Source organism: Marinobacter sp. NFXS9 (genome assembly GCF_040148665.1).
GTDB classification, from domain to species: domain Bacteria; phylum Pseudomonadota; class Gammaproteobacteria; order Pseudomonadales; family Oleiphilaceae; genus Marinobacter_A; species Marinobacter_A mangrovi.
On sequence record NZ_JAGDDW010000001.1, the window covers coordinates 255,981 to 272,720 of the forward strand.

Annotated in this window: 12 protein-coding genes; all 12 read right to left on the reverse strand. The window is 62.8% G+C overall.

Annotated features, from left to right (window positions below; all coding sequences use genetic code 11):
• Positions 1-9: 9 nt before the first annotated feature.
• The 12 genes from J3364_RS01185 to J3364_RS01240 all read right to left on the reverse strand — a co-directional run bounded on the left by J3364_RS01185 (position 10) and on the right by J3364_RS01240 (position 16,696).
• A complete protein-coding gene (locus tag J3364_RS01185) occupies positions 10-1,539 on the reverse strand; it encodes an acyl CoA:acetate/3-ketoacid CoA transferase (protein ID WP_349556000.1) in 1,530 nt (509 codons plus the stop codon).
• Positions 1,540-1,548: 9 nt separating this feature from the next.
• The gene (locus J3364_RS01190) at positions 1,549-2,907 is read right to left on the reverse strand and encodes a TRAP transporter large permease (protein ID WP_349556002.1); all 1,359 of its coding nucleotides are present in this window, start codon (positions 2,905-2,907) and stop codon (positions 1,549-1,551) included.
• Complete coding sequence (locus tag J3364_RS01195; RefSeq protein WP_349556005.1) at positions 2,897-3,487, reverse strand: TRAP transporter small permease subunit; 591 nt, start codon at positions 3,485-3,487, stop codon at positions 2,897-2,899. Before J3364_RS01195 ends, J3364_RS01190 begins: the two co-directional genes overlap by 11 nt.
• A gap of 144 nt (positions 3,488-3,631) precedes the next feature.
• Positions 3,632-4,693 (reverse strand): TRAP transporter substrate-binding protein, encoded by a 1,062-nt coding sequence (locus J3364_RS01200; RefSeq protein WP_349556006.1) that lies wholly within the window; start codon positions 4,691-4,693, stop codon positions 3,632-3,634.
• 290 nt (positions 4,694-4,983) lie between these two features.
• A complete protein-coding gene (locus J3364_RS01205) occupies positions 4,984-6,384 on the reverse strand; it encodes a sigma-54 interaction domain-containing protein (protein ID WP_349556007.1) in 1,401 nt (466 codons plus the stop codon).
• A 46-nt stretch (positions 6,385-6,430) separates the two neighbouring features.
• Positions 6,431-8,404: an acetoacetate--CoA ligase gene (locus tag J3364_RS01210; protein ID WP_349556009.1), complete on the reverse strand. Its 1,974-nt coding sequence runs from the start codon at positions 8,402-8,404 to the stop codon at positions 6,431-6,433.
• Positions 8,401-9,339: a hydroxymethylglutaryl-CoA lyase gene (locus J3364_RS01215; RefSeq protein WP_349556010.1), complete on the reverse strand. Its 939-nt coding sequence runs from the start codon at positions 9,337-9,339 to the stop codon at positions 8,401-8,403. Before J3364_RS01215 ends, J3364_RS01210 begins: the two co-directional genes overlap by 4 nt.
• Positions 9,336-11,330, reverse strand: a complete 1,995-nt coding sequence (locus J3364_RS01220; protein ID WP_349556012.1) for an acetyl/propionyl/methylcrotonyl-CoA carboxylase subunit alpha — start codon at positions 11,328-11,330, stop codon at positions 9,336-9,338. Before J3364_RS01220 ends, J3364_RS01215 begins: the two co-directional genes overlap by 4 nt.
• 4 nt (positions 11,331-11,334) lie before the next feature.
• Complete coding sequence (locus tag J3364_RS01225) at positions 11,335-12,126, reverse strand: enoyl-CoA hydratase-related protein (RefSeq protein WP_349556013.1); 792 nt, start codon at positions 12,124-12,126, stop codon at positions 11,335-11,337.
• Positions 12,127-12,139: 13 nt separating this feature from the next.
• Positions 12,140-13,747: a carboxyl transferase domain-containing protein gene (locus tag J3364_RS01230; RefSeq protein ID WP_349556015.1), complete on the reverse strand. Its 1,608-nt coding sequence runs from the start codon at positions 13,745-13,747 to the stop codon at positions 12,140-12,142.
• Positions 13,748-13,755: 8 nt separating this feature from the next.
• Complete coding sequence (locus J3364_RS01235; protein WP_349556016.1) at positions 13,756-14,925, reverse strand: isovaleryl-CoA dehydrogenase; 1,170 nt, start codon at positions 14,923-14,925, stop codon at positions 13,756-13,758.
• Between the two features lie 85 nt (positions 14,926-15,010).
• The gene (locus J3364_RS01240; RefSeq protein ID WP_349556017.1) at positions 15,011-16,696 is read right to left on the reverse strand and encodes an AMP-binding protein; all 1,686 of its coding nucleotides are present in this window, start codon (positions 16,694-16,696) and stop codon (positions 15,011-15,013) included.
• Positions 16,697-16,740 lie beyond the last annotated feature (44 nt).

The window sequence follows — 16,740 nt, forward strand, 5'->3', positions numbered from 1 at the left end:
TTCCTCTCGTCAAAGCGTGTACAGACGCCGATCGGTGACATGGAGTCGGCTGGAGATGGCTGGACGGAAATCCATGTAGGCCAGGATGTCGCGATCCAGATCCAGCCCCGGCGCTATCTCGATCAGCTCCAGGCCGTTCTCCGTGAGCTGGAACACGCATCGCTCGGTGATGTAGAACACCCGCTGCCCGCGTTCCAGGGCGTAGCGACCATTGAAGGTCAGGTGCTCGACGTCCTTCACGAACTTGCGTCCGGTTCCGCTTTCTTCAATCTGCAGGCCGTCCTCGTCGATGGCGATGGATTGTTTGCCCGCCTCGAAAGTGCCCATGAAGAAGACCTCACGGGCATTCTGGCTGATGTTTATAAAGCCCCCGGCACCCGACAGACGTGATCCGAAGCGGCTTACGTTGACGTTGCCGTGCCGATCCACCTGTGCCATCCCCAGATACGCCTGATCCAGACCGCCCCCGTCGTAGAAGTCGAACTGGGCTGGTTGGTCGATCACCGCTTCGGCATTGGCGGCGGCCCCGAAGCTCAGACCGCCGGCCGGGCGGCCGCCGATGGCGCCGGGTTCGATGGTCAGGGTGATCCGGTCCAGCAGGCCTTTTTCGGCCGCGACTTCCGCGACCTGTTCCGGCATACCGATGCCGAGATTGACGACGGCGCCCGGCTCCAGATGCTCGGCCGCCCGGCGGCCAATCAGCTTGCGGATACTGAGCGGGTCGCCACCCTCCAGGGCTGGCAGCCGGATCTCGCTGGTGTAGGCCGGGTTATAGGGTTCGGCAAACGTCTGCAGATGCTCGTCCGGGGCCGCCAGGATGATGTGATCCACGAGGATGCCGGGTATCTGTACGCGTTCGGGATGAAGCTGGTGTCGCTCCGTCAGGCGTTCCACCTGCACGAACACCTTGCCGCCGGAATTGTGGACCGCCTGGGCGATGGCCAGGCTTTCCAGGGGCAGGGCTTCCTTTTCGGTGGTGATGTTGCCGCGGGCATCCGCTGTGGTACCTCGCAGGAACGCCACATGGATCGGGAAGGTGGGGTAGAACAGGTAGTCGCGACCCTTGAGGTTCATCACCTCCACCAGATCTTCCCCGGTGCGTTCGTTCATGCGCCCGCCGCCGTGGCGGGGGTCGACAAACGAATGCAGGCCCACGTGGGTCAGCATGCCGGGTTTGCCGGCCGCGATGTCCCGGTAGAGCTGTGCAATCACGCCCTGGGGCAGGTTGTAGGCCTCGATGCGGTTGTTGCAGGCCAGAGCGCCCAGCTTGGGGACCAGGCCCCAGTGGCCACCGATCACCCGTTTGACGAGACCCTCGTGAGCCAGGTGGTTCAGCCCCCGGTCGCCGCCATCCCCCTGACCGGCCGCGTAGACCAGGGTCAGGTTGTGGGGTGCCTGTTCGGCCACAAAGCGGTGTTCGAGGGCTCGGGCCAGGGCTTCCGGAAAGCCGATTCCAACAAACCCGCCTGTGGCCAGTGTCGCGCCTTCCGGGACGAGGGCGGCCGCCTGCTCTGCGGAAATCAGTTTGGGATGTGACATCGAAACCTCCTACTGTCCGCTGTAGGCCTGGGCCGGTAGCCAGGTCACCAGATCGGGCCACAGGAAGATGATCGCCAGGACCGATGCCTGCAGCAGAATGAAGGGTGTCACGCCCTTGTAGAGCGTTTTCACACCAATCGATGGCGGCGCCACACCCTTGCAGTAAAACAGCGAGAAACCGACGGGCGGCGTCAGGAATGAGGTCTGCAGGCAGACCGCAAACAGCACGGTGAACCAGACAATATCGAAGCCGAGCGTGTGGATGACCGGCGCTACCAGCGGCAGGATGATCAGTGTGATCTCGATCCAGTCCAGCACGAAGCCGAGCAGGAAGGTCAGTAGCAGGATGCAGATCACCACGCCATGAGGACCGAACGGCAGCCCGTGGAGGGCATCGGCGATCATCTCGTCACCACCCAGCCCACGAAGGACGAGTGAGAATGCCGTAGCGCCAATCAGCAGGGCGAAGATAAACGCGGTGGTCTGGCTGGTCTCCCGGCACACTTCGAGCATCACCTGCCTGTTCAGCCGCTTGTTGGCCAGGGCCAGCAGGGTGGCGCCGAAGGCACCGACGCCCGAGGCCTCGGTCGGTGTCGCAATCCCCGCAAAGATGCTACCCAGCACCGCGAGGATCAGGAAAGCCGGCGGCAGGATGGACTTCAGGGCGTCCAGGATGATGCCGAAGTTGACCGGCTCGGCATCGTCGCCTGCCGGCGCCACGTCCGGCCGCATCCAGCCGCGAATCACGATATAGAGTACGAAGACGACGCCCAGCAGGGCACTCGGGAACACCGCCCCCATAAACAGGTCGCCGACCGACATGGCCAATTGATCGGCCATCATCACCAGCATGATCGATGGCGGCATCAGGATGCCCAGCGTACCGACGGCACAGACCGTCCCGACCGCCAGTTCCGGCTGATACTCGCGCTTGAGCATGACCGGTACGGCCAGCAGGGTGAGCAGGGCGACGGACGCGCCGACAATACCGGTGGATGCCGCCAGAAGCAGGCCAATGATCACCACGGCGATCGCTGTACCGCCGTTGAGTCGCCCGAACAGCCGGGAGACATTGAGCATCAGCTTTTCAGCCATGCCGGAACGATCCAGCATCTGGCCCATGAATACGAACATCGGGATGGCAACCAGTACCCAACTGCTCATGGTGCCCCAGATCCGGTCGATGGCCAGTGAGGTGTAACTCCAGTCGATGGCAATAAACGTATCGAGATAGCTATCCGACAGCATGGCAAGGCCGGTGAAGGCAATGGCAACACCACCCAGGGCCCAGGCAATCGGGAAACCGGTAAAGATCAGCAGGATGAACGAGGCGAACATCCCGATGGCGAGCATTTCGTTAATCAGCATGGCGCACCTCCGATCCGGCCAGGAAAGCGACCAAACGTGTAAACCGGGAAAAAGCGGCAAGCAGCACCAGCCCCAGTCCAAGTGGCAACGCACTCTTGATGATCCAGCGGTGGCTGAGCCCGCCCGGCGCGCTGGAGGCTTCGTTCATGTGCCAGGAGTCGATAACGTAGGGCACCGAGTAATACAGCAATAAGCCGATGAACGGCCCCAGCAAAAGGAGCATGCCGCCGAGTTCGATCCAGGCCTGGGTGCGGAAACTGAAGCGCTCGCGGAACAGGTCAACACGGACGTGATTGTCCCGCAGCAGCGCATAGGACAGGGCAATCAGGAAGCCTGCGGAATAGATGTGCCATTGCAGCTCCTCCAGCTCGATGAAGCCCTGGGAGAAAACATAGCGGGACACCACGTTGACGATGATGACCAGCATCAGCACCGGCCACAGCCAGGCGCTGAATTCGCCGATGTGCCGGATCAGACCGTCCAGCACCCGGGAAATCGGGGTGTGAGGCAGCACCTCACCAGGCAGCCCCTGCGGCGCCGGCTCAAGCTCGGGGGCAGTGGCCTCGATGGAAGCGTTCATGTGAAACTCCGGAAGACGGTAGGGGCCACCCGGGAATCCGGATGACCGCGGCGAGTTTGGGGCGCCTGTCATACGGTTGTCCGCCAGGGTGGCAATCGTTCCATGACGCGACCAACGGTCGCGCCATTCGGGTGGGTACCGGGATCAGAAGTCCCGCGGCAGGTAGCCGAGGTCCTGCCACTCCTGGTACTGCGCCTGGAACGCCTTCTGGCTCTTCAGGACACGGGCAAAGTCTTTGTCCTTATCTGCTTCCTGCTTGAGTACTTTTTCGGTGACGTCTTCCAGTTCGTGCAGGACCGGGTCCGGCAGCTTGCGGGTTTCGGCCCCCTTGCTCTTCATGAACTCGATGGCCTTGCCCTGGTACGCCTCGGCGCTGGCCAGGTTGCGAGTGACGCTGGCCTGGCAGGTCAGGTTGATCAGCTTCTTGTCGGCATCGCTGATGGCATCCCACTTGTCCTTGTTGACGATCAGGTGGAAGGCCGCGAACGGCTGGTGCCAGCCGGGGAAGTAGTTGTATTTGGCCACTTCGTAGAAGCCGAGCTTCTCGTCGACGGTCGGCAGGGAGAACTCGGAGGCGTCGATGGCGCCTTTCTCCAGCGCCTGGAAGATTTCACCGCCCGGCAGAACGGTCACCGACGCGCCCAGTTCCTGCAGGATGCGTCCGCCGATGCCGGCGTAGCGGATCTTGAGGCCGTCGATGTCGTCCAGGCTGTTGATTTCCTTGTTGAACCAGCCGCCGGTTTCCGGGCCGGTCAGGCCGCACAGGACCGGGTGGACGTTGTTCTTTTCGTAGATTTCCTCGGCCAGCTTCTGGCCATCGCCGTCGTACCACCAGGCCATGTATTCCCAGGGCTCCATACCGAACGGTACCGCCGAAAACAGGGTGGATGACGGGATCTTGCCCTGGTCATAGCCGATCCAGGTGTAGCCGGCCTCCAGCTTGCCGGTACGAACGGCGTCAGTGATGTTCAGGGTCGGCACCAGCTTGTTGGGCTCGAAATGCTTGATGATGATGCGGTTATCGGTGACTTCCCGGAGGTCGTCCAGAACACCCGGAATGGTATCGCCCAGAGCCGGGAGATTGCTGCCGTAGGCGGCTTGCATCTTCCAGCGGATCTTTTCAGCCCCCAGGGCGGGAGTGGTGGCCATGGCTGCAGCCAGACCACAGACGGACAGGAACGCGAGGGATTTGCTCGTCTTTATCATTGTGACTTCCTTCTATTGTTGTTGTGTGCAGGGAGTTATCTGCCGAGTGGGCTTGTAACAATCCTTGTGCCAACGATAGAAAAATGTTTAAAAACAATGATATGTGGATTATAGGATCAGGGTTTTCGGCTACGTGAAAGCCGAAGTGTCTGGAAATCCGGACATAAAATAGGGGTGACGTTACGGACTCGGTGATTCGAGGGTCTGAAGGGTGTGTCTGATATCTCGGACACTGTCTGAAAAAATGGACACTATAACCGAGCGGTCGCGATTTGGGCGACCTCGTCGGATTAAAGCCCGTATCGGGCCATCTTCTCGTAGAGACTGGCGCGGGAAATGCCGAGGATGCGTGCGGCCCGGGACCGGTTGTTCCCGGTGGCATCCAGCGCCTTGCGAATGCCGTCGCGCTCGGCCCGGGCGACCGTCTGCTGCAGGGTCTCGATACCGGCGGCGCCGGCGGACTCGTGCAGGCGGTCGGGCGCCGGTGGCAGGAAGTCCTCGGCCTGGAGGATCGGACTCTGGGCGAAGATAAAGGTGCGCTCCAGGGTATTCTGGAGTTCGCGCACGTTGCCGGGCCAGGCGTGGTCGCGCAGGTAGTCCAGTGCCGCGGCACTGAGCCACTTGGGTGACATGCCCAGGTTGTGGGCGATGCGATCGATCATGGTGTTGGCGAGCACTTCAATGTCTTCCATCCGGTCGCGCAACGGCGGCACTTCGATGGGCAGGACATTGAGCCGATAGTAAAGATCCGCCCGGAAATCACCAGCATCCACCATAGCCTTGAGGTCCTTGCTGGTGGCGGCGATGATGCGGACGTCGACCCGGATCACCTCGTTGGAACCCAGGGGTTCGAACTCCTGCTCCTGCAGGACCCGCAGCAGCTTGCTCTGCAGGCTCTGGGGCAGGTCACCCACCTCATCCAGGAACAGCGTGCCCTTGTCGGCCAGCTGGATCTTGCCCTTGCGGCCCTTACGGTCGGCGCCGGTATAGGCGCCCGGGGCCACCCCGAAGAATTCCGCCTCCATCAGGTTGTCCGGCACCGCCGCCATGTTGATGCTGACGAACGGCCGTTCGGCCCGTACGGAGGCGTGATGGATGGCATGGGCCAGGACCTCCTTGCCGGTACCCGTTTCCCCAAGCAGGAGGACGGTGGTGTCCAGCTCGGCCGCCCGTCTGGCCCGTTGCAGCAGCTGCTCCACCGGCGCGCTCTGGCCAATGAAATCGGCAAAGGTGTATTTGGTGTCCCGCATATTGGCGAGCTGCCGTTCAGCGGTGCTGGGGACACCGCGCAGACGGCCGTATTTCTCAACGAACGCCTTCAGGTAGTCCATGTCCTTGTAGAACACGAAGCCAATGCCGCCGATCACCCGGTCGGCCTGGTCGCGGATGGGGATGCGTGTGACCACCATCCAGGTTTCCCGGCTGCGCAGCAGGTCGAGCAGAATGGGCTGACCGCTGCGGACGACCTGTCGCATCATACTGTTGGGGATCAGCTCTTCGACGGGCTGTCCGCGGACGGCCAGGTCGCGGTCGATGCCGAGGACATCGCGATACTTGTCGCTGATCCAGAGCACGTGGGCGTGATCGTCAACGATCAGGCTGCCTTCGCAGATGTGGTCGAGAAGGGTGAGCAGGGGGCTTTCAGAGAGGTCTGAAAGATCCTCTAGGGTGAATCCGGATGCGCGTGTCATAACGGTCCCTGTCGGCCGCCCGGGGACGGACGGCCGTTAGCCGGTATTATTGTTTGAGTTCGGGAAGATTCTCAAAATACCGGAGCGCTTCGGGATTCGCCAGTGCATCCTTGTTTTTCACCGGCTCGCCGTGGAGCACGTTGCGGACCGCCAATTCAACGATCTTGCCGCTAATGGTGCGGGGTATGTCGGCAACCTGAACGATCCGTGCGGGAACGTGCCGGGGAGTGGTGTTGGCGCGAATGGTTTGTCGAATCGTCTGGACCAGATCGTCATCCAGTGTCACGCCGTCGCGCAACCGGACGAACAGCACCACGCGGACATCGTCCTCCCACTGCTGGCCGATGGCGAGCGCTTCCAGAACGGCATCGACCTTTTCTACCTGCCGGTAGATTTCGGCCGTGCCGATGCGGACCCCACCGGGATTGAGCGTGGCGTCGGAGCGGCCATGGATCAATACGCCGGTTTGCGCCGGTGTCGTGGCGGTCTCCGGATGAACGCTCAGCTCACCGTAGTCGCCATGGGCCCAGACGCCCGGGAAGCGACTGAAGTAGGCGTCCTCGAAGCGGGCGTTCTCGGGATCGTTCCAGAAGCCGACCGGCATGGACGGGAAGGCGTTGCGGCAGATCAGCTCGCCTTTGCCTTCGGCCAATGGATTGCCGTCGTCGTCAACGAACGCCACGTCCATGCCCAGACTGATGCATTGCAGCTCGCCGCGATAGACCGGCAGGTTCGGGTTGCCCAATGCGAAGCAGGCGACAATGTCGGTGCCACCGGAAATACTGGAGACGCAGACGTCCGGCTTTACGTCCCGGTAAAGGTAATCGAAACTTTCGTGAGAGAGCGGGCTACCGGTGGAGAGCAGGGCGTCCAGCGCTTCCAGATTGTGGCTTTCCCGCGGTTTCAGGCCGGTCTTTTCGCAGGCGGCGTAGTATTTGGCGCTGGCGCCGAACACTCGGATCTGTTCCTTCTCGGCGATGTTCCAGAGTACTTCCGGCGCGGGCGAGAACGGGGAGCCGTCAAACAGCACCAGGGTGGCTCCCAGACTCAGGCTGCTGACCAGCCAGTTCCACATCATCCAGCCACAGGTGGTGTAGTAGAACACCCGGTCGCCGGCGTGGACGTCGGTGTGCAGGGCATGCTCCTTCACGTGTTGCAGTAGGGTTCCGCCTATGCCGTGCACGATGCACTTGGGAACGCCGGTGGTGCCTGATGAATACAGGATATAGAGCGGCGCGTTGAACGGCATACGGGTGTAATGACAGACCGGTTCGGCGCTGATGGCCTCGTCCCAGGTCATGCCGACGCTATCGTCCGGCCAGGGGCAGTCGTCGCAGTTATCGATGCGGATCAGCCGGGCAAGGGAGGGCAGTGAGTCGACGATGTTCCGGACCCGGTCGCGGGTATCGATCACCTTGCCGTTGTAGTGGTAGCCGTTGATGGCGATCAGCACCTTGGGCTCGATCTGACCGAATCGATCGATCACACCGTTGAGTCCGAAATCCGGGGAGCAGGAGGACCACACGGCGCCCAGTTGACTGGCGGCGAGCATGCCCACGACCGCCTCGATGCCATTGGGGACGAATCCGGCGACCCGGTCGCCTTCGCCCACACCGACCGATTTCAAGGCCCCGGCCAGGGCCTGGGACTTGTGGCGCAGGTCATCGAAGGTGACGATCCGCCGGCGGCCATCCTCGCGATGTTCGATGATCGCGACGGCTTCCGGATTGCCCCGGGCCAGCAGGTTTTCGGCGAAGTTGATCCGGCTCTGCGGGAAGAAACGCCGCCCGACCACCGGAAAGCCGTCTTCCGAGACCGGCCCGCTCCAGTCGCCCAGAACGCCGAATTCATCCACCAGGTTTTCCCAGAAACGATCGGCGTACGCGACGCTCCAGGCGTGCAACCCTTCATAACCCGGTGCCATGTCTGGGTATCGCTTGCGCAGACGTTCTTCAAACTGCGTCAGGCGGGTGTTGGCAATGCGATCGTCACTGGGTTGCCAGAGTGGCGTTCTAGTCATGAATGCTGATCCTGTCCCGTCGTCAAATCGTCTTCGGTCAGATGCGCGGTGAGGGCCTTGCCTGTGCGTGACGGGTTGGGGCGGTCCAGCATTTCGCAGATCTCCTGACCGACCCGGGCCACGGCATGCAGGTCGACACCGGTTTCGAACCCTTCGCCCTGCAGCAAGTAAAGCACATCTTCGGTGGCTACATTGCCGGTGGCTCCCTTGGCGTAGGGACAGCCGCCGAGACCGGCCACGGCGCTGTCGAAGATGCGGATGCCCCGCTCCAGGCCGGCGTAGATGTTGGCGATGGCCTGGCCGCGGGTATCGTGGCAATGCAGGGCCAGGTTTTCGGTGGGCATCAGCGGCAGGGTGGCATCCAGCAGGGCGTGGATTTCACGGGGACGGGCCACGCCGATGGTGTCACCCAGGGAGACTTCGTCGGCGCCCAGTTCCAGGAGCTTCTGGACCACATCAGCCACCTGGCGTGGAGCGATCGGGCCTTCATACGGACACCCCACGACGCAGGAAACGTAGGCTCGAACCCGCTTGCCTGCAGATTTGGCACCGCTGACCACCGGTTCGAAGCGCGCGATGCTCTCCTCGATGGAGCAGTTGATGTTTTTGCGGTTGAAGCTCTCGGACGCCGCGGTGAAGACGGCGATCACATCGGCGTCGGCGGCCAGAGCCGCTTCAAGCCCCTTGCTGTTGGGCACCAGGACTTCCGCCGAGACGTCGTCCCGGCGGCGGATGGCCTGCATGACCGCATCGGTATTGGCCATCTGCGGCACCCACTTGGGGGAAACAAAGCTGCCGGCCTCGATTCGCGTCAGCCCCGTATCGGCCAGCGCGTTGAACCAGCGGGCACGGTCCTCATGGGAAACCGCCGTTGCCTCGTTCTGCAGGCCGTCCCGCAGGCCCACTTCCACCAGGGTTACTTTCTCGCCCGTCATGCGTCTTCCTCCGCTTCAAAGTCCACCAGGACCTGGCCGGCACCCACACTGTCGCCCTCGGCACAGTGCAGCGCGACAACGCAGCCCTTTGCCGGGGCTTTCAGGCTGTGCTCCATTTTCATGGCTTCCATGACGACCAGGGTCTTACCCGGTTCGACCGTCTCTCCCTCGGTGCAGTTCACCGCAATCACCCGGCCGTGCATCGGCGCGGTGAGGTGAGCGTCGCTGTCGGCGTCCTGGACCTGCTCCTCGGGATGGTTCACCAAGGCCGTCCAGGACATGTTGCCTGCGAAGAGGCCGAGCTTCTCGCCGTGACTGGCCCAGGACAGACGGACCTGGCGACCATTCAACCGAACGGCCAGGGCCGCGTGATCGGCCGGTTGCCAGGAGAGTGTCAGCACCGGTGAATCGCCTTCCGAATGCAGTCGGGCCCGTCGATCACTGATCATCTCATAGCCCAGCGTGCTGTCCTGATCGCCAATGCGCAACTCACAGCGTTGCTGGCGGGGACCGCCGAGGCGGAAGCTGTCCTGCATTGACCAGGGGCCGGGCGCACTTTCTGACCGGGCGTCCTGCTGCCAGGCGAGCCAGCTCAGGGCCTGCTGTTCCTCGTGCGTGAACTCGGGGGTGCTCAGGGCCTCGGCGTGGGTCTCGATGAAGTGGGTTGTCAGCTCGCCGCTGGCGAAATCCGGCTCGCGCAGGACACGGGCCACGAAATCGGTGTTCAGGGTCACGCCCATGACCTCGTAGCGGGCGAGGGCGTCGATCAGGCGCTGGCGGGCGGTATCCCGGTCTTCGCCCCAGGTGATCACCTTGGCGAGCATGGGGTCGTACCAGGGGGTGATGTCCTGGCCTACGGCCACGCCGGAGTCGATCCGGACGTGAGGCAGGTCCATCGGTTCGCGCAGGTGGTTCAGGCGGCCAGTAACGGGAAGGAAGTCGTTGTCCGGATCTTCGGCGTAGACCCGGGCCTCCATGGCGTGGCCATGGCAGGTCAGTTCGTCCTGGGCCCAGGGCAGCGTCTCTCCGTTGGCGACACGGATCTGCCATTCCACCAGGTCGAGCCCGGTGATCAGCTCGGTGACCGGATGTTCCACCTGCAGGCGGGTGTTCATTTCCATGAAGTAGAAATAGCCACCCGGCTCGTAGAGGAATTCCACGGTGCCGGCACCGACATAGCCGATGGCCTCACCACATCGCACGGCGGCTTCACCCATGGCTTTGCGGATGGCATCAGGAATCCCCGGCGCGGGGGCTTCCTCGATGATTTTCTGGTGCCGACGCTGGACGGAGCAGTCCCGGTCGAACAGATACAGGCCCTTGCCGTGGCCATCGAACATGACCTGGACTTCCACATGACGCGGGTTTTCCAGGTAACGCTCCATCAGCAGGTGGTCGTCGCCGAAGCTGGCGCAGGCCTCACGTTGCGCCGCGGCGATGGCTTCTTCCAGTTCGTCCATCCCGTGAACGACCCGCATGCCTTTGCCACCTCCGCCGGCGCTGGCCTTGATCAGCATGGGGAAGCCGGTGTTTTCGGCCTCTTCACGGAACCGGGCAACGCTCTGGTCGTCGCCGTGATAGCCCGGTACCAGTGGTACGCCGGCTTCGGCGATCAACGCCTTGGCGGCGCTCTTGGAGCCCATGGCAGCGATGGCCGAGGCGGGCGGGCCGATAAAGCGGATGCCTTCAGCCTGGCACTGTTCGGCCAGGGTGGTGTTCTCTGACAGGAAACCGTAGCCGGGATGGATGGCGTCGGCTCCGTGCTCCTTTGCGGCCGCGAGGATGTGGTCGACTTTCAGGTAGCTTTCGGCGGCGGCTGCCGGGCCGATGGCGACGGCTACATCGGCCTGACGTACGAACGGCGCGTTGCGATCTGCCTCTGAATAAACTGCAATACAGCGAATGCCCATGGCCTGCGCCGTGCGCATCACGCGTAGGGCAATCTCGCCCCGGTTGGCGACCAGGAGGGTGCGAATGGCGTGCTCAGTCATCGGGTTACTCCTGGATCCAGGCTGGTTGGCGTTTTTCCAGGAAGGCCTGCAGGCCCTCCTGACCCTCGTCACCGGTGCGCAACCCGGCGATCAGTTCGGCGGTGTAACGAATCAGCGCCTCGTCCGGGCCGTCCATCTGGGTGCGGGCGACCAGGGACTTGCAGGCGTCGAGGGCAACGGGCCCGTTGCGCAGAAGCCGTTCGGCCAGGGCGTTGATGGTTTCATCAATGTCGTCGGCAGCGACTACGTCATGGACGATGCCCAGTTGCTTGGCGTCGTCCGCGGGGATTTCCTCGGTGGTGAGGAAGTAGCGACGCGCCTGACGCGGGCCGATAGCACGGATCACATAGGGACCGATAGCCGCCGGCGCCAGCCCCAGACGCGCTTCGCTCAGGCAGAAACGGGCATTTTCGGTGGCGATGGCGATATCGCAGGCGCAGATCAAGCCCAGCGCCCCGCCAAACGCCGCGCCCTGGACGCGGGCAATAGTCGGCCTGGGGAGTTGGTCGAGCGTCTGCATCAGGCCGGCGAGCGCCAGGGCGTCGTCCACGTTGGCTTCGTGGCTCAATTCGGCGGTCTGTTGCATGTAGTTCAGGTCAGCGCCGGCGGAAAAATGCTTGCCGTCGCCCTGCAGGACCACGACCCGGCAGACCGGATCATTGCCGGCCGCCACCAGCGCATCCCGCAGTTCGCGCATGACGCTGTCGTTGAAAGCATTGCGTTTGTCCGGTCGCGCCAGGGTAATCCGGGTGACCCCGCGACCGTCGGTTTCGGTACGTACAGCCTGTTCAGTCATGGTGATCTCCTGGTTACATCCGGAAGAGGCCGAAACGGGTGTCTTCGGGTGGCGCATTGACGGCGGCCGAGAGGCTCAGGCCCAGCACCCGGCGGGTGTCGGCCGGGTCGATGACGCCGTCGTCCCACAGGCGCGCGCTGGCGTAGTAGGGGCTCGACTGGTGCTCGAACTGGTCAATGATCGGCTGCTTGAACGCCTGCTCCTCATCCTGGCTCCAGCTTTCGCCCCGACGCTCCTTGCCGGCGCGCTTGACGTCGGCCAGCACGCCAGCGGCCTGCTCGCCGCCCATGACCGCGATGCGGGCGTTGGGCCACATCCACAGGAAGCGGGGTTTGTAGGCCCGGCCACACATGCCGTAATTGCCGGCCCCGAAGCTGCCGCCGATGATGACCGTCAGCTTCGGCACCCGGGCGCAGGCCACAGCGGTGACCAGCTTGGCGCCGTGCTTGGCGATGCCGTCGTGTTCGGCCTGCTTGCCCACCATGAACCCGGTGATGTTCTGCAGGAAGATCAGCGGAATACCGCGCTGGCAGCACAGTTCCACGAAGTGCGCGCCTTTCTGGGCGGATTCGGAGAACAGGATGCCGTTGTTGGCGATGATGCCCACCGGCATGCCATAGAGGTGGGCAAAACCGCACACCAGGGTCGATCCGTAGCGGGCCTTGAATTCATCGAGCTCGGAGCCGTCGACGAGTCGCGCGATGACTTCATGCACGTCGTAGGGGGTTTTCAGGTCGCTCGGGACGACGCCGTACAACTCATCCGGCGAATACAGCGGTTCGGCCGGCTCGCGCAGGCGAACCGTCTCCGGGCGCCGGAAATTGAGGTTGGCAATACACTGGCGGGCTCGCTCCAGAGCCTCCGCCTCGGTGTTGGCGTAGTGATCCGCCACGCCGGAAATGCCGGTGTGCACATCCGCGCCACCGAGTTCCTCCGCGCTGACGGTCTCGCCCGTAGCGGCTTTGACCAGCGGCGGGCCGGCGAGGAAGATCGAACTCTGCTCGCGCACCATGATGCTTTCATCCGCCATGGCCGGCACGTAGGCGCCGCCGGCGGTGCACAGACCCATCACCACGGCGATCTGCGCGATGCCCTTGGCGGACATGTTGGCTTGGCGATAGAAAATGTGGCCGAAGTCCTCCTGGTCCGGGAACACCTCGTCCTGACGGGGCAGGTTGGCACCGCCGGAATCCACCAGATAGATACAGGGCAGGTGGTTTTCCTCGGCGATGGTCTGGGCCCGGATGTGTTTTTTCACCGTCAGCGGGTAGTAGGTGCCGCCTTTCACGGTGGAATCGTTGGCGACGATCATGCACTCAATGCCATGCACCTGACCGATCCCGGCAATCACGCCGGCAGCGGGCACGTCCTCTCCGTAGACATCATCCGCGGCAAACGCGCCGATCTCCAGGAACGGTGAACCGGGGTCCAGCAGACGGTGGATGCGCTCGCGGGGCAGCATTTTGCCCCGGTCGGTGTGGCGTTTCTGGGCCTGTTCACCGCCGCCCTTGGCGATGGTGTCATGACGTTCCCGGCGTTCATCGCAAAGCGCCTGCATCGCGGCCTGACGCTCGGTGAATTCCGGCGATTCGGTCTGGATCTTGGAATGGAGGATAGCCATGGGACCCCTTACCGTGATTCGTTGAACAGTTCGCGACCGATCAGCATGCGGCGGACTTCCTGGGTGCCGGCACCGATCTCATAGAGCTTGGCATCCCGCAGCAGGCGACCGGTGGGGAACTCATTGATATAGCCGTTGCCGCCGAGGATCTGGATGGCTTCCAGCGCCATCTTGGTGGCCCGCTCTGAAGTGTAGAGGATCACGCCGGCGGCATCCTTGCGGGTGGTCTCGCCGCGGTCGCAGGCCTGTGCGACCGAATAAAGGTACGCGCGGCAGGCGGCCAGCTCGGTGTACATGTCCGCCAGCTTGCCCTGGATCAGCTGGAACTCGCCGATGGGCTGGTCGAACTGCTTGCGCTCGTGGACGTAGGGCACCACGTTGTCGAGGCAGGCCTGCATGATGCCGATGGGTCCTCCGGACAGCACCACACGCTCGTAGTCCAGGCCGGACATCAACACGCGCACGCCGCCATTCTCCTGACCCAGGATGTTCTCTTCCGGGACTTCCACATCCTCGAAGATCAGCTCGCAGGTGTTCGAACCGCGCATGCCCAGCTTGTCCAGCTTCTGGCCGCGGGAGAAGCCTTTCCAGTCCCGTTCGACGATAAAGGCCGTGATGCCGTGGGGGCCCTTGCTGGTGTCGGTCTTGGCGTAAATGACGTAGGTGTTCGCGTCGGGCCCGTTGGTGATCCACATCTTGTTGCCGTTGAGGATGTAGCGGTCGCCTTTCTTGTCAGCGCGCAGCTTCATGCTGACCACGTCGGAACCGGCATTGGGTTCGCTCATAGCAAGAGCACCGACGTGCTCACCGCTGACCAGCTTGGGGAGGTATTTGGCTTTCTGCTCGTCATTACCGTTTCGGAAAATCTGGTTGACACACAGGTTGGAGTGGGCGCCGTAGCTCAGGCCGATACTGGCGGAGGCCCGGCTGATTTCTTCCATGGCCACCGTGTGGGCGAGGTAGCCCATGCCGCTGCCGCCGTACTCCTCGCTGACGGTCATGCCGAGCAGGCCCATCTCGCCAAGCTGCGGCCAGAGTTCGTTGGGGAACAGGTTGTCCCGGTCCACGTCGGCTGCCCGGGGAGCGATGCGGTCAGTGGCAAACTGGTTGACCTGGTCCCGGAGCATGTCGACGGTTTCGCCGAGTCCGAAGTTGAGGGAAGTGTACTGGCTTTTCATGGTGGTTCTGACTCCTGCCGGTAAAAACTGTCGTTTACGTTAACGTCAACCTTGAGGCGAGGGCGATCGCAATGACCGCCCGGCATCAACCGCCGAGGTTCAATTCATCGATGCTGATTTCCCGCATCCGGAACTTCTGGATCTTGCCGGTGACGGTCATGGGAAACTCGTCGACCAGCTTGATGTATCGGGGGACTTTGTAGTGGGCGATCTTGCCCTTGCAGAATTCACGGATGTCGTCTTCCGTGGCCTGCTTGCCCTCGGCCAGCTTGACCCACGCCATGACTTCCTCGCCGAATTTCTCATCCGGGATACCGATCACCTGGGCGTCGGAAATGGCCTCGTGGGTGTAGAGGAATTCCTCGATCTCGCGGGGATAGATGTTCTCGCCGCCGCGGATGATCAGATCCTTGATGCGGCCGGTAATGGCGACATAGCCGGCCTCGTCCATCGTGGCCAGGTCGCCGGTGTGCATCCAGCGGGTCACGTCGATGGATTTTCGGGTGGCTTCCTCGTTGTTCCAGTAGCCCAGCATGACGCTGTAGCCGCGGGTGCAGAGCTCGCCTTTCTCGCCGCGCGGCACGAGGTCGCCGGTCGCCGGATCGACGATCTTGATTTCCAGGTGCGGATGGATCGTGCCGACGGTGGTGACGCGCTTGTCGAGGGGCGCATCCGGTTCCGTCTGCAGGCTCACCGGGCTGGTTTCGGTCATGCCGTAGCAGATGGTCACGTCGGTCATGTGCATCTGGTCGATCACCTTGCGCATGATCTCGGCCGGGCAGTTGGAACCGGCCATGATGCCGGTGCGCAGGGTCGACAGGTCGAAGCTCGCGAAATCCGGGTGTTCCAGCTCGGCGATGAACATCGTGGGTACGCCGTAAAGGGCCGTGGCTTTCTCCCTCTGCACCGCGGTGAGGGCGGCCACCGGTTCAAAGCCTTCGCTGGGGTAGATCATGGTGGCGCCGTGGGTAATGCAACCCAGGTTGCCCATGACCATGCCGAAGCAGTGATAGAGCGGTACCGGAATGACCAGCCGGTCCTTCTCGGTGAAATTCATCCGGCGAGCAACGAACAACCCGTTGTTGAGAATGTTGTGATGGGAAAGCATGGCGCCCTTGGGCGCGCCGGTGGTGCCGGACGTGTACTGGATGTTGATCGGGTCGTCGAACTGCAGTCGGGCCTGACGGGCGCGGTAGTCGGCCTCTGACGTTTGCGACGCCCGGGCGATCACCTCATCCCAGTGCCACATGCCGGGTGCCTTGTGATTGGCGTCCAGGCAGATGACCTGCTTCAGGTCGGGTAGGGTGTCACTGTGGATGCGCTCCTGGCGGGCGTCATTCAGGGCCGGAACCAGTTCGGTCATCATGCCCACGTAATCCGACGTCTTGAACTGACCCTTCAGGATGAGCACGGAGGCGCCCGAATGCCTGAGCGCGTACTGCACTTCATGCACCCGGTAGCTGGGATTGATGTTGACCAGGATGGCGCCAATCTGGGCGGTGGCAAACTGGGTGATGCACCATTCGGCGTTGTTGGGGGACCAGATGCCCACCCGGTCGCCTTTCTCGATGCCCAGGGCCATCATGGCCCGGGCGCATTGATCCACGGCAGCCTGCAGTTCGCGGTAGCTGTAACGGCGATCCTGATGATGGACGATCAGGGCGTCCGTATCCGGGAAGCGACGGGCTGTGTCGTCAAACTTCTCGCCGATGGTCATACCCAGCAGGGGCGTTTCGCTGACCCCGCTGACATAGCTCTTCTGCATCGTCATAACCCACCTGAAATCTTGTCTTTGTTGTGGTGTGTCTGGCTCGG

What these genes read in the sequence shown, in the direction of transcription:
- J3364_RS01185 (WP_349556000.1), bottom strand. Translation starts at nt 1,539, where the DNA reads ATGTCACATCCCAAACTGATTTCCGCAGAGCAGGCGGCCGCCCTCGTC.
- J3364_RS01190 (WP_349556002.1), bottom strand. Translation starts at nt 2,907, where the DNA reads ATGCTGATTAACGAAATGCTCGCCATCGGGATGTTCGCCTCGTTCATC.
- J3364_RS01195 (WP_349556005.1), bottom strand. Translation starts at nt 3,487, where the DNA reads ATGAACGCTTCCATCGAGGCCACTGCCCCCGAGCTTGAGCCGGCGCCG.
- J3364_RS01200 (WP_349556006.1), bottom strand. Translation starts at nt 4,693, where the DNA reads ATGATAAAGACGAGCAAATCCCTCGCGTTCCTGTCCGTCTGTGGTCTG.
- J3364_RS01205 (WP_349556007.1), bottom strand. Translation starts at nt 6,384, where the DNA reads ATGACACGCGCATCCGGATTCACCCTAGAGGATCTTTCAGACCTCTCT.
- J3364_RS01210 (WP_349556009.1), bottom strand. Translation starts at nt 8,404, where the DNA reads ATGACTAGAACGCCACTCTGGCAACCCAGTGACGATCGCATTGCCAAC.
- J3364_RS01215 (WP_349556010.1), bottom strand. Translation starts at nt 9,339, where the DNA reads ATGACGGGCGAGAAAGTAACCCTGGTGGAAGTGGGCCTGCGGGACGGC.
- J3364_RS01220 (WP_349556012.1), bottom strand. Translation starts at nt 11,330, where the DNA reads ATGACTGAGCACGCCATTCGCACCCTCCTGGTCGCCAACCGGGGCGAG.
- J3364_RS01225 (WP_349556013.1), bottom strand. Translation starts at nt 12,126, where the DNA reads ATGACTGAACAGGCTGTACGTACCGAAACCGACGGTCGCGGGGTCACC.
- J3364_RS01230 (WP_349556015.1), bottom strand. Translation starts at nt 13,747, where the DNA reads ATGGCTATCCTCCATTCCAAGATCCAGACCGAATCGCCGGAATTCACC.
- J3364_RS01235 (WP_349556016.1), bottom strand. Translation starts at nt 14,925, where the DNA reads ATGAAAAGCCAGTACACTTCCCTCAACTTCGGACTCGGCGAAACCGTC.
- J3364_RS01240 (WP_349556017.1), bottom strand. Translation starts at nt 16,696, where the DNA reads ATGACGATGCAGAAGAGCTATGTCAGCGGGGTCAGCGAAACGCCCCTG.